This window comes from Brasilonema sennae CENA114, from assembly GCF_006968745.1.
In the GTDB taxonomy this organism is placed as follows: domain Bacteria; phylum Cyanobacteriota; class Cyanobacteriia; order Cyanobacteriales; family Nostocaceae; genus Brasilonema; species Brasilonema sennae.
This window is the reverse complement of the sequence record NZ_CP030118.1, coordinates 4547556-4561663: the sequence shown is the minus strand read 5'-3', so window position 1 is coordinate 4561663 and position 14108 is coordinate 4547556. Positions and strand designations below refer to the sequence as shown.

At 43.8% G+C, this 14108-nt stretch carries 8 protein-coding genes and 1 pseudogene; 8 read left to right on the top strand and 1 reads right to left on the bottom strand.

The features are described 5' to 3' along the window. Position 1 precedes the first annotated feature (1 nt). Positions 2 to 1477 (bottom strand): efflux RND transporter periplasmic adaptor subunit, encoded by a 1476-nt coding sequence (locus tag DP114_RS19135; RefSeq protein ID WP_171976873.1) that lies wholly within the window; start codon positions 1475 to 1477, stop codon positions 2 to 4. 437 nt (positions 1478 to 1914) lie between these two features. Between DP114_RS19135 and DP114_RS19130 the strand changes: the two are divergent. The 8 genes and pseudogenes from DP114_RS19130 to DP114_RS19095 form a co-directional block, all read left to right on the top strand. Next, positions 1915 to 2343: pseudogene (locus DP114_RS19130) on the top strand (helix-turn-helix domain-containing protein); the annotation flags it as partial. A gap of 191 nt (positions 2344 to 2534) precedes the next feature. Further along, positions 2535 to 3170: a sigma-70 family RNA polymerase sigma factor gene (locus tag DP114_RS19125; protein WP_171976872.1), complete on the top strand. Its 636-nt coding sequence runs from the start codon at positions 2535 to 2537 to the stop codon at positions 3168 to 3170. A 15-nt stretch (positions 3171 to 3185) separates the two neighbouring features. Continuing rightward, complete coding sequence (locus DP114_RS19120; RefSeq protein WP_171976871.1) at positions 3186 to 4142, top strand: DUF1822 family protein; 957 nt, start codon at positions 3186 to 3188, stop codon at positions 4140 to 4142. A 136-nt stretch (positions 4143 to 4278) separates the two neighbouring features. Beyond that, positions 4279 to 6570, top strand: coding sequence for a CHASE2 domain-containing protein (locus DP114_RS19115; protein ID WP_171976870.1), 2292 nt, complete (start codon positions 4279 to 4281; stop codon positions 6568 to 6570). Between the two features lie 65 nt (positions 6571 to 6635). Then, a complete protein-coding gene (locus DP114_RS19110) occupies positions 6636 to 7415 on the top strand; it encodes a DUF928 domain-containing protein (RefSeq protein WP_171976869.1) in 780 nt (259 codons plus the stop codon). A 486-nt stretch (positions 7416 to 7901) separates the two neighbouring features. Beyond that, the gene (locus tag DP114_RS35965; RefSeq protein ID WP_246163492.1) at positions 7902 to 8444 is read left to right on the top strand and encodes a calcium-binding protein; all 543 of its coding nucleotides are present in this window, start codon (positions 7902 to 7904) and stop codon (positions 8442 to 8444) included. A gap of 29 nt (positions 8445 to 8473) precedes the next feature. After that, complete coding sequence (locus DP114_RS19100) at positions 8474 to 10756, top strand: filamentous hemagglutinin N-terminal domain-containing protein (RefSeq protein ID WP_171976868.1); 2283 nt, start codon at positions 8474 to 8476, stop codon at positions 10754 to 10756. Between the two features lie 167 nt (positions 10757 to 10923). Continuing rightward, a complete protein-coding gene (locus tag DP114_RS19095; RefSeq protein WP_171976867.1) occupies positions 10924 to 13977 on the top strand; it encodes a two-partner secretion domain-containing protein in 3054 nt (1017 codons plus the stop codon). The last annotated feature ends 131 nt before the right edge of the window (positions 13978 to 14108 follow it).

Below are 14108 nucleotides of genomic sequence, written 5' to 3'. Positions count from 1 at the left end.
ACTATTCGCTGTTACCTTCTGTCGAATTGTCTTCGGGAACGGTTGGCGTTCCTGGTTCCGATTTGGAATCAGCTGCGGGCAGCACCACTTGATCCCCAGGGCGCAGACCAGAGGTCACTTCCACATTAGTCAACCCCTCTAGCCCTAGAGTGATGTTTTTTTTCTGAGCCTTACCTTGTTTATCCCGCACCAATACAAAGGGCTTTTCTTCAGAGCGCTGAATCGCTTCCGTGTCCAAAACCACCACGTTCTGCCGCTGTTGCAAAACAATCTCGACATTTACCTGGCTGCCAGGAATCAGCTTGCGGGAAGGGGTATTAAGTCGCACTTTAGCAGATACCGTTGCTTGCCCCGCTTGTTGGCTGCTGCTTTGGCTCTCGTTCCCACTAGAGGTTGTTGCTATGGGAGACAAACTTTGCACCCGCCCCTCGAATGTCTGAGCATTGGGACCGATGACACTGATGCGGGCTGATTGGTTGACCCGGACTTTAGCCGCATTCAGGGTGGAAAGCTGGAGCGACACCAGTTCTTGGGTAGAGTCGCCTAGGGTGAGCAGATCAGTACGCACCTGAACCCCTTCCCCATCCTTGACTTTGATGTCAAGAACGTTACCATTAATTGGTGCAGTCACGACGTTGTTCTGGAGTTGCTGCTGGATTTTTTGCAGTTCAAGCTGAAGGCGCTGAAATTCACGGGTATCGTTGTTGACCGCTAACTGAGCATCCTGCACAGCAGATTCAGCCTGCATAATTTTATCCCGCGTTTGCTGTTGCGTATTTTGGATCTCAAGCTGAAGGTTCTGGAGTTCGATGGTATCGCTGCTGACGGTTAACTTCGCCTCCCACAAAGCAGTTTTCGCACGGCGAACCTGTTCCTCCTGCGTCCGAAGTTCATTTTTGGGAATGAAGCCCCTTTGATCCAAAGCTTCAAGCTCTTGGAGTTTCTTTTCCTCAGCTTTGAGTTGTTCCTCAGCTTCGACAACTTTCTGGCGGTTACGTGCTACGGTGAGTTCCTGTTTTTGAATCTGCAACTGCTTGTTTGTCTGGTTTTCCTGTTTAGCTACTTTTAGCTTTTCCTCGGCTTCAACAACTTTCTGGCGGTTACGTGCTAAAGTGAGTTCCTGTTTTTGAATTTGCAACTGCTGATTGGCGAGGATAGTTTGTCGGTCGGGGTTACGCAGTATAATCAGCGGCTGACCGGACTTGACTTGGTCTCCAAGCCGCACTAGCACCTGCTCAACTGCGCCTTCTGCTGGAGACTTGAGGGTCTGTTGACCACGCAGTTCAAGGGTGCCGCTCTCATTGATTGTAGTTTCAATGTTGCCGCGTTCTACGGTGACAACAGGCAGCGCCACCGATTCTGCAGGTCGATTCCGAGTCTGGATGTAGACCAGCCAGCCCCCGGTGCTAACCAGAGCCAAAACTCCTGACCAGGCTAACCATTGAACTCCAGATTTGAATGTCTTTAGAGTTGGCATTGAGATAAGCACGCTGCCAGTCAATGAAGTTACTTGTGATGGAATTAGCTACTTTATTGTCTAATACCTCTTCAATATTTTGATATTAAATCTAGAAATTCAAGGATTTGAAACTTATTTTTTATGCATAACTCAAGTAATTATGTTTTTTATTTTAAGCTTTCATATTTAAAAACAAAGGTACTTTTATCTTGCAAATCACAGTGTAGTGATGCGCTCAACTATTCACACGGGCTATATCTTTGATTGTAGATGCTGCCTTGTCACAGCCTCAACATCTGATAAAGCGACACAGGTGACTGCTACCAAGACTAATGTGAATTTTTGTAACGAGTTGCACAATTCCTGGACTTTTGATTCCGAGAAGTAGGCAGAGGTTCGCTGCGGAGCATTCAAACGAACTTCCAACACCGTCAATTCTACCAGGAGGAATTGCTGTGGAAAACCAAAGTCTTTACCTAACACCTAGAGAGCGCAAGCTGCTGCTGAAAAGCCTAGAAGCCGAGTTACGTCCAGAATATCGCCGTCGTATTGAAATCATGCTACTAACAGATGCGGGTCAATCTCAAGCACAAATCTGTGAAGCACTGTTGTGCGCTCAAGAAACTGCACGGTACTGGATTGCTATGGCACAGACAGGTCAGGCTCATAACTGGGGCGATCGCCCGATGGGACGCCCCAAGACTGTGAATGAGCAATATCTCGCTCGGTTGAAAGAACTGGCGAGCCATAGTCCGCGTGAGTATGGCTATCCATTTAAACGCTGGACAGCGCAATAGTTAAGCAAGCATCTGGTGAAACAATTGGGAATTAAGGTTAGCGCTTGCCACATTAACCGCCTGCTCAAGGAGATGGGGCTTTCCACTTGACTGAAAGACAACACAATTGAGAAAGAAACCTCTAGCCAACACAATTGCGGCAGGGTGTGGTCAAAACCTCTTGCTGAATGTAAATATTTGTAACAAATACTCTGGTTTTGCGTAAAATGTTTAAAACGAGTGCGAGAAGGAGTTAGAGGTTCACTTCAGCTCTTGAACAAGATTTGGAGTCTCAAGTAATGACCAAAGATGAACTTGATTCGTATCTGCTACAGCTTGCTTGTGTTGCACAGCGACACCCGCCGCATTCTCAGGAACGGCAAATCGCCTTAACAAAGCTAATTCACAGCATTGTGCGCTTTGGCAATCTTTGGTATCCATCCAAAAGTCAATTTTTCAGCAATGTTCAAGATATTTACAATGAAGCACGTCAGGAACTTTTTCTTTATATTTGTCAAAATATTGACAAATATAACCCGGAACGCGGTACGGTTTTGGTATGGGTCAATGTTCTTTTGGAACGACGATTTTTTAAAGATACTCTTCGTAAAAACCTCAGTCATAGTTCTGTGACAAAAATGACTCTTACAGACCTAGACAATCTTGCCTTACCTGAAGAATCAAAAGACCTCACAGAAATCGTCAAGGAATGTATAGAATCAGACCCAGAAGACATTTTTAAAAATGAGTATATGGAGCAATGTCCCCAAGCAACGTTTCAAGCATTAGCTATGCTCAGAATGTCTGGGAAATCATGGAAAGAGATTTCAGCAGAATTTGAAATGAAAGTTCCTACAGTCAGCAGCTTCTATTACAGATGTCTAAAAAAGCTTTCTCCTAAGTTAAAAGAATACTGTGAAAATCAGGTATATTAAGGAATAGGTATACAAATGAGAGGAAATTTATCAGAATCTTTAACCTTTACGGTACCGATAAGCTTAGAAGCTCACGCACTTGCAGAACGTTTCCGAAACAAACACAGGAATCCTCAGAAAGCCAAACAGGTTTATCTCAATACTTTGGCAGTATTTGCTGTTCAATTTTATTTGCGTTGTATGGGAATTAAAACTTCTTGGCAAGGAAGTTTAAGTTGGAACCCTCTCATACAAACTCTTATGGATATTGCTGATTTAGAAGTTATCGGTTTAGGGAAAATAGAATGTCTTGCGGTGTTACCTAACGAGCAAGTTCTTCATATTCTTCCAGAAGTTTCCTCAGATAGAATTGGCTATGTAGCTGTACAGTTTGAGCAATCGCTTGAAGAAGCAACACTACTAGGATTTGTTAAAACAGTTCCTGAAAATGGTGAGTTACTTATAAGTCAGTTAAACTCGCTTGAAGATTTGCTTATACACCTGAACAAACCAATTGAAAAAATTGAACAGCCAATTCACTTGAGCCAGTGGTTGATGAATGTTGTTGATGCTGGTTGGCAAACTATAGAATCGCTTTTGAATCCGCAACAATCAGAACTAGTTTTTAGATTTCGAGGAACTGAACACACTTTAGTTCACCCAGAAAATTCAACATCTAGTCTACAGAAAGGCAAACTCCTAGACTTAGGACGAGATTCCAAAAGTCAAATCATCGCTTTAGTGGTAGGACTGATCTCAGTCTCAAGAGAAGAAATAAATGTCGGTGTAAAAGTGTACCCAACAGGTGGTAAAAATTATTTACCAAAAGAACTTGAACTGATAGTATTGGATGAAGCAGGGATACCCGTGATGCAGGCAACCGCGAGAAACACAAAGAGTATTCAATTAAACTTTAGTAGCGAAATTGGAGAACGTTTTAGTGTTAAAGTTGCTTTAGGTGATGTCAGCTTTACAGAGCTTTTTCTAACCTAAAGATCACTAGACAAAATGACTTGTGCTTTTTGGAAGAACTATGTTTAAATTATTAAGGATTTGACGAAGTGTAAAACAAATGACAATTGTTTAATGTTATTTTGACACTTCAAAATCCCAAATTTCAAATGGGTCTATGGCGAAGTTAGTTGTTCTTAAGTTAGATGGTGATTTAGAATACCAGGGATTTCGGGTGACACTAGAGATTGGCTCAGATTTTGCTCCCCCAGAAATAGAAATCTCTGGCAAATTACCACCATGTCTCGACTTGGCTACCTACCTATGCCAGTGGCAACACAAGTATCGCAGTTTAGGAATGCCAAGTCGCATCAAGCCACAAGAAATTATTTACGATGGTTCTATCACAACACGAATTTCAGAATGCCGCCAAAAAACTAAAGTATTAATTGACTACTTACAAAGATGGTTTGATTCTCAGGAATTTCGCTGTATAAACAACACATTACGCGAGGAATTAAAACGAAACGAAGCTATTCGAGTACTCATTCGCACAGATAATCCGGAATTACAGAGAATTCCTTGGCATTTGTGGGATTTCTTTGGTAGATATTCGTTAGCAGAATTTGCCTTAACTACAACAGCATCACAAACCCCTCCAAAACCACCGCGTAAACCCAAAGTAAGAGTTTTGGCGATTTTGGGAAATAGTAATGGAATTGATGTTCAAATAGACCGTCAGTTGTTAGAAAATTTACCAAATGCTGAAACAGTTTTTCTGGTAGAACCACAGCGCAAAGAGCTAAACAATTATCTTTGGCAGCAGTGGGATATTTTATTTTTCGCCGGACATAGTGAAACTGCTGATAATACTGGTCGGATTTATATCAATAAAACGGATAGCTTAACAATAGAAGAGTTAGAGTTTGGTTTAAAAAGAGCGATCGCACAAGGTTTACAGCTAGCAATTTTTAACTCCTGTGATGGTTTAGGATTAGCATGGCAGTTCGCTTCTTTAAATATCCCGCAAATGATTGTCATGCGGGAACCCGTACCAGATGAAGTGGCACAGGAATTTTTAAAGCATTTTCTGGTCGCTTTTTCAAGTGGTAAGTCTTTATATCTGGCTTCACGGGAAGCAAGAGAAAAGTTGCAAGGCTTGGAGGATAAATTTCCGAATGCGACTTGGTTACCAGTGTTAATCCAAAATCCCAGAGTTGTCCCCCTGACTTGGCGAGAATTAAGCACTCAAAAAAGCGATTCATTACGTCAACTTCTGACTGTGCTTATGGCGAGTGTCCTTGTCACAAGTATAGTCATGGGAGTGCGCTATTTGGGAATGCTACAACCTTGGGAATTACAAGCTTACGACCATCTTATGCAACTGCGACCCCGAATTGAAAGCTCAGATCCACGTCTAATGATAGTTACTGTTGATGAAGCAGATATTCGTTATCAGAACCAGAAGGGGATGAAAAGGACAGGATCGCTTTCGGATAAAGCACTTGCTCAATTGCTGCAAAAACTTGAGCAGTATCAACCAACAACTATCGGTATAGATATTTATCGGGATTTCTCTGTAGACCCCAACTATGCAGATTTAATCACTCGCCTAAAGCAGGATGACCGTATTTTTGCAGTGTGCAAAATTCCTGCTGATGCTGATGACGCACCTGATGGTATTCACCCTCCTGAGGAAGTTCCAGAAGAACGCCAGAGTTTTAGTGATTTTGTGGCAGATTCTGATGAAGTCGCACGTCGCCAGTTATTGTATCTCACCCCTCCGGCAAAGTCTCCTTGTCAGGCAGAGAATGCTTTGAGCCTTCAGCTTGCACGTCACTATTTGCTTGACCAAGGTATCAAAGCAGATATCACCCCACAAGGGGACTTAAAAATTGGCAACGTTTTGTTTAAACCATTAAAGGAACACACTAGCGGTTACCAAGCAGTGGATGCATCAGCAGGATATCAAGTGCTGCTGAATTATCGTTCGCTGCGTCCTCAAGAAAACATTGCTGAGACTGTATCTCTTAGAGATATACTTAGCGGCAATAGCCAAATTAACTCAAAGTTATTAAAAAATCGTATTGTCCTTATTGGCGTTACAGCCCCAAGCACTTCTGATCATTGGAAGACTCCTTCCCACAACAAGAAAATACCAGGAGTGTTCGTGCAAGCGCAGATGATAAGCCATATCCTCAGTGCTGTTGAGGATGGTAGACAAGTTTTGTGGTGGTGGTCTGGGTGGGTGGAAGTACTCTGGGTTTGGATATGGTCGTTGCTAGGAGGAATGATAGCTAGGTGCTACTCAAAGCCAGAGTACCTTGGGTTGGCGGTAGCAGCAGCGCTATCAATATTATTTGGAATTTGTTTTGTCATCTTTACACAAGCTGGATGGATACCACTAATTCCGCCTGCTTTGACATTAATATTAACAGCTATGGCTGTAGTGTGGAAAATACGAGGATAAAATTCCGGAATACAGGTATTGCATCTTGATGTTATATAGTAACATCGGCATATGGATATTTAATTATGAAACTTGCTGGCGTTATCCCTGTGATACTCCTTTGTCTTGTGAGTTACTCTCCACAAGTGCAACCACAGGTTGCTCAACCAGTCAAGAATAAGAATGCAAATACACAGAACCGCCTTGAGAAATTGAACTTTCCACGTAGTGGTGCACCTGTCGGTCGCCGCCAAGGAGGGGCAAGACGTAATGGCTGTCCAGACTTGAAACAGCCCGTGACTGCATTAGTTCCAGGTGAGGGAACTGTCAATGAAGCGATATCTTTCTTATCATTAACAGTCTCCGAGTATCCAACCTTTTGGGTTTATCTTCCCGACTTACCCACTAACTTGCGTTCTGGAGAGTTTGTGTTTCAGGACGAGAGAGGCAAAAATATCTACAAGACACCTTTGAAGCTGCCTGATAGGTCTGGTATCATTGGCATTACTCTGCCACAAAATCCGCAATATGCGCTCAAGCAAGACAATAAGTATCAATGGTACTTCAAAGTTTATTGTGGCAACCCGGAAAACGCATCTGATTACTATTACGTAAAAGCATGGGTGCAAAAAGTTGCGCTTACCCCAAATCTTGAAAATCAGTTAAAAGCGGCAAAACCGAAAGAATACCCTGTCTATGCTGTTAATCAAATTTGGCAGGATGCTGTTACGAATTTAGCTGATATGCGCCGTACTAATTCAAGTTCATCTACACTTGCACAGGATTGGACTGATTTGTTAAAAGCCGTTGGTTTGGAAGAGTTTGCTACTGCGCCGATTGTTGGGCGTTATGGTATGGAAAGATAATCGTGATTTTGCACTCATGTAGATAAACAGAGTGTTATAATTTTGATAGAGAAAATGTTGTAGCATTAACCTATCATAAGTACAGCCCACCATAAATGAGGTACGGAATTCGCTGCTTAAATGAACTTCGTTCAAAGTCATCAGAATTTTGATTTCCAACCCCTTTTTGTGGTGAGGTGTAATAAGTATTTTATCAATTAGAACCAAGCACTTAACAGGGCGCTGACTTAACCAGAACTTCTTAAATGAGCCATATTTGAGATGAATCGATATTGGCAGGGTTGGTGTTGGAGGTTGGCGTTAGAGAATTTGTTAGTGGTGGGGGGGCGATAAGCCAGAGGCTTGACGCAGAGCGTATCGCGCAGTTTTGTACCTTAACCCAGTTCACCTCCAATGCTAGTCAAGATAAACAAATCTCAAATCTCTCTCTACACATCAAGTAACTCTAACGGAGTTGAATCACTAATTAATCAGGGAGTAATGAACGTGGAAACTATTAAAGGCACTTCTGGAAACGATAACCTAAACTATAGTGTACGAAAAGATGACCTATTAATATACGGCTTACAAGGCAATGACACTATCACAGGTGGATCGGGGGACGATACCTTAGCTGGGGAATTTGGCGATGACATTCTCACTGGTGGTGCGGGTCGTGATATCTTTGAACTTTATTACTCAGGTGGCGGTATCGATCGCATTACAGACTTCAAACCTGGTGAGGATCTTATTGTTGTTAGGACTGCCCCGCATAATAGCAAGGATGATAATGATAATTATCAGCGATTATTGTCCGTAACCAAAGATGTACTGAATGAAGGTGTTGCCATCAACTCTACTCAGTTTACAACTCCTCCACTAAACATTGGCTCGAGTAAAAGCGTTGTGCAAGTTAATAATGGCAGTTTAACGTACCATACAGACACTGGTGCTCTATTTTATGATACGCAGCAGATAGCCTTGCTAGCTCCTAAGCTTGGCTGGGGTGATATTACTTCTTCTATCGTGACTACAACAAGCCCAGTTTAAGTACTTTCAAGGGCTAGGAGATAAATTCTGTGACATCAAGAAGTTGGCTCACTCAGGCTTACCAGTTAGGATTGTCAGGCTTGCTGATTCTAGTTGGGTTGCTCCCAGGAAAAGGGGGCGATAGCACCTTAGCTCAGGTAACAGCCGATCCCTCTTTGGGAACTCAAGTTACAATCAACGGTACTACCCTGGAAATCACGGAGGGTAAAACCGTTGGCAATACAAATCTATTCCATAGTTTCAGCAACTTTAGTGTTAAGAATGCCGAGGTAGCCAGTTTTCTTAATGCCTCTAACATCAAAAATATTTTGGTACGAGTTACAGGGGGAAACGCCTCTGACATCCAGGGAACACTTCAGGCGAAGGGTAAAGCTAATCTCTTTCTCATAAACCCCAGTGGTATCTTATTTGGTCGGGATGCCCAATTAAGGATTGGCGGTTCATTTATAGCAACAACAGCCAATGCTATCCAGTTTCCTGGCGGTGGAGAATTCTCTATGACTTCACCCGTCAATCCGCTTAACCCCTTGCTGACAGTAAATCCCTCCGCATTTCTATTCAATCAAATTCCATCTGGATCTACTAGCTCGATTCAAGTAAATAGAGCAATTCGATTATTTGTTCCTCAAGGTCAGAGTCTACTACTAGTGGGTGGCGATGTGAAGTTGGACAGAGCGATACTACGGGCAGAAAGTGGTCGAATTGAATTAGGAGGATTAGCAGGAGTAGGAACAGTAGGGTTAAACATTGATAGTAGCAATGGTCGCAACAATTTCCGCCTAGATTTTCCCCAAGGAGTGCAACGAGCAGATGTCTCTCTCACCAATGCAACTAGAGTAACCGCTACTGGCACAGGCGGAGGCAGTATTCAGCTTTCAGGCAAGCGTATTATACTTAGCAATGGTTCAGAGGTTAGTGTTAATAACCAAGGCTCAGAACCCGGAGGAACATTAGTGGTGAACGCATCAGAGTTGGTAGAACTTTTGGAACGAAGCCGTCTGTTGGCTGAGACACTAGGATCTGGAAATGCCGGAGAATTGAGGATTGAAACTGGGCAGTTGATTCTTCAGGATGGAGCACAAGTCTCAGCTATCACTAGTAACAAGGGACGGGGAGGAACTTTGTCCGTGAATGCAAGGGACTCTATCCAAGTTATTGGAATATCGGCTGAAGAACGTAGTGGCTTGTTTACTTCAACAAGAGCGTCTGGAGATGCCGGAGACATAAGGATTGAAACAGGACAGCTGATTGTTCGGGATGGAGGACAGATAGCAGCTAGTGCTCGTATGCGTAGCCAAGGCAAAGGGGGAACGATTGACGTACGCGCCTCTGACAAAGTGGAACTGAGCGGAACGGCACCAAATGATGGCGAACCCAGTGGCTTGTTTGCTCGATCTCTAAGTAGCGGTGTTGCTGGAGACATAAGCATTGCTACTGGACAGTTGATAGTTCGGGATAAAGCTCAAGTCACTGTAAGTGCGGTAAACTCAGGGAATGCAGGCAACCTTCAGATTACATCTCCCTCGATCCGGTTAGACAACAAAGGAGCCATTGTAGCTGAAACCGCATCCGGTAAAGGTGGGAATATTACGCTGCAAGGTCTGGACTTATTGCTCATGCGCGGCAACAGTCAGATATCTACTACAGCAGGTAAAGCTGGTGGTGGTGGTGATGGTGGCAACATCATTATCAATGTCCCCAATGGTTTCATCGTTGCCAGACCCGGTGAAAACAGTGACATCACCGCTAATGCCTTTGAGGGCAGTGGTGGCAGAGTCACAATTAACGCTACTGATATTTTTGGAATCGCACCGCTAAGTAGCCAAGAACTTAAGAGGTTGCGTCCTGACGATTCAGACCCCACTAAATTACAGACAAACGACATCACTGCTATCTCGCAAACAAACCCTTCTTTAAGTGGCACTATAGAAATCAACACACCCGATGTAGACCTCAACACCGGCTTAGTCACCTTACCATCAGTACCAGTTGACACCAAACTCGCCCAAAGCTGCAACTCCCCCAACTACGCCCAAAGCAGTTTCATTATCACCGGGCGCGGCGGCTTACCTCCAAACCCCAAAGACATTCTCACACCTGACGCCGTGCAAGTAGATTGGGTGACTCTCAACCCAAACAGTGACAAGAGCAACACTCCATCTGTTTCGACACCAACAAAGCCTACGCCAGAACCCATAGTTGAAGCAACTGGGTGGGTGTTCAACGCTAAAGGCGAGGTAGTCTTCACAGCTGATGCACCCACCACCACGCCTCGCAGTTCTTGGAACAAGCCCGCTAAGTGTCGTACTTAAATTTTCCTTTCATGAACTTTTGTTAAGAAATAGAAGTTTTTGCATAAAACTCGTGTATTAGAAACCGAGAAGCAAACAGAGGTACTTTGAGTAGCACTAGATGTGGTTTACTTTGTACTAGTGCCATAACCATTGTTTAGCAACGCCAAACGCTTGGGGGGAGTGCAATGTCCGGAATGATTACTCGTTGGGGTTGGTTCTTAGGTATTGCCATAGGTGGTGCGTATGCTTTCTTTGCAAATTGTGCTCTTGCCCAAATCACTCCAGACGGCACTTTACCTAATAACTCCAACGTCACAGAGTCGGGGAACACCAGCGTTATCACTGGAGGAACGCAAGCCGGAAGCAACTTGTTCCACAGTTTTAAGGAGTTCTCTGTTCGTGCTGGTGACACTGCTTTCTTTAACAATGCTGCGGATGTTCAAAATATCATTAGTCGGGTAACGGGTGGCTCAGTATCTAATATCGATGGGTTAATTAAAGCTAACGGGACAGCTAACGTGTTTATAATTAATCCCAATGGGATTATTTTTGGTCCCAATGCCAGTTTAAATATTGGAGGTTCGTTTATTGGTAGCACTGCCAGCAGTATAAATTTTGCCGATGGTACTAAATTCAGTGCCACTCCATCACCAGATAAACCCCTATTGACGATAACTGCACCTATTGGACTCGGTCTGGGCACAAATCCAGGGGAAATTAAGGTACAAGGACTTGGGCACGAATTTGCATATGATTCGGCTATTATCAAGTATAGTTTTGCTGCTGATCCAGGAAAACCCCGTCCTCGTCTTAACAGTAGCGTTCCGGGATTGGAGGTAGAGTCGGGAAAAACTTTAGCTCTGGTGGGGGGTAAAGTATCTGTTGAGGGTGGTGTTCTCAAGTCACCAGCAGGACGGATTGAAATCGGCAGTGTTGGCAGCAATGGGGCTGTGAGTCTCGTCTCGGTACCAGAAGGTTGGAAGCTGGGTTATGAAGCCGCTCCCAGTTTTGCAGACATCCAATTCTCTGGGAAATCGTTCGTAAGTACTACAGGAGTGGGCGGTGGTGCCATTGCGATCGCCGGTAAAAACATCAATTTCACCGAACAGTCCATTCTACGAGCTGATACGCTTGGTGACAGAAATGGAGGAGAAATCAGCTTTGTCGGCAAAGAGATAGTTATCAATCAGTCTGACATCAGCTCTAATAGTTTCAGTTCGGGGAATACCGGACAAATAATAGTGGTTGCTAACAACTCTATCAGGCTTGAGAATAAGGCTGGTTTGGGTACTCGCGTACAAGAATCGGGAAAAGCTGGAGACATTACCTTACAAGCTGATTCTATTTTTATCGGTAACTACAGTGGGCTAAGCAGTAATACTGATGGTGCAGGTAACGCCGGACGGATGGAAATAAAAGCTAATTCTTTAGTGATTGAAGACCGATATGGTTTGGTTAACGGTACGGGGAACGATAGCACAGGTAACGGCGGAGAAGTCAACATTAATGTCGCAGGTCCTATGGAGCTACGGGCTTCAAGTATAGATACTTACTCTTTTGGTCAGGGTAACGCTGGAAAAATCGACATGAGCGCAAATTCTTTGCGGATTGAAGGCGGAGGGGCGATCGTTAGTCGTACAGAGAAAAATAGTACAGGTAAAGCCGGAGAAATCAACATTAATGTCGCAGGTCCTATGGTGGGAAATCGAGCAGGTATAGTGACCAATACCCAGACGGGTAACGCTGCAAAAATCAGCATTACTGCAAATTCCTTGTTGATAGAAAATTCGGGAGTCTATAGTCGTACGTTTATCACAGGTAACGCCGGAGAAATCAACATTAATGTCGCAGGTTCTTTTGAGAGCAAGTCTTCAGGTATATATACTGACGTTTATGGCACGACGGGTGACGCTGGAAAAATCAACATCTATGCAAATTCCTTGCTGCTTGACAGTTCGCGGATCAATAGCCAGGCGCTTCAAGAATATAGCACAGGTAACGCCGGAGAAATCAACATTAATGTCGCAGAGCGTATGGTGTTACGGAACCCTAAAGGTATTTTTACTAACTCCGTTGGTAAGGGTGACGCAGGAAAAATCAGCATCTACGCAAATTCTTTTGAGCTTGAAAATTCGCCCATCAATAGCAGTACAAGTAACACCACAGGTAAAGCCGGAGAAATCAACATTAATGTCGCAGGTCCTATGGTGATAAACACAGCAGATATCAGTACCAACACCTTGGGCACGGGTAATGCTGGACAAATTACAGTTACTGCTGAATCTTTGAAAATCAATAGCGGTGGAATTGTTGCAACAACCTCAGGTAGTGGCAATGCAGGAAACTTGAGTGTGCGAACAAAAACCTTGGTTATTGACAATCAAGGGAGATTAGAAGTTAAAAGTACTGGTGATGGCAATGCTGGTACTTTGAATATCGTGGCAGATACCATTCAACTTGATAATCAAAGTCGGATTAATGCAACGTCCACAACGGGTAAGGGTGGAGATCTTCGGCTACAGATAGGAAACTTACTTTTATTGCGTCGTGGAAGTTCCATCTCCACCTCTGCGGGTAATGATAACAAAGGTGGTGATGGTGGTAACATTACTATCAATGCTCCCTCGGGCTTTATCGTTACCGTCCCTAATGAGAATAGTGACATCACTGCCAATGCGTTTAGTGGCACTGGTGGGAAAATCACAATTAACGCTACTGATATTTTTGGAATCGCACCCCTCAGTAGCCAAGAACTTAAGAGATTGCGTCCTGACGATTCAGACCCCACTAAATTACAGACAAACGACATCACTGCTATCTCGCAAACAAACCCTTCTTTAAGCGGTACAGTAGAACTCAACACACCCGATATTGACTTAAACAGTGACTTAGTCAACTTACCATCAGTACCAGTTGACACCAAACTTGCCCAAGGTTGCAACTCTCCCAACTACGCGAAAAGCAGTTTCATTTACACTGGACGCGGCGGCTTACCACCTAACCCAAAAGATATTCTTACACCTGACGCCGTGCAAGTAGATTGGGTGACTCTCAACCCAAACAGTGATAAGGGCAACAGTCCATCTGTTTCCACAAATCCAACAAACCCCACGCCAGAACCCATAGTTGAAGCGACTGGGTGGGTGTTCAACGCCAAAGGAGAGGTAGTTTTCACAGCTGATGCACCCAATACCACGCCTCGCAGTTCTTGGCAAACACCAGCTAAGTGCCGTAGCTAGATTTTAGATCAACATAATTCATAACCGAGTTCAAGATGGAGGCGCTAACAGCGTTACTAGAAGGTTCAGAAGTAGAGAATGCAGTATTGCTTCTAGAATAAAAATACGTTCGCACACAAAATATGGTATTT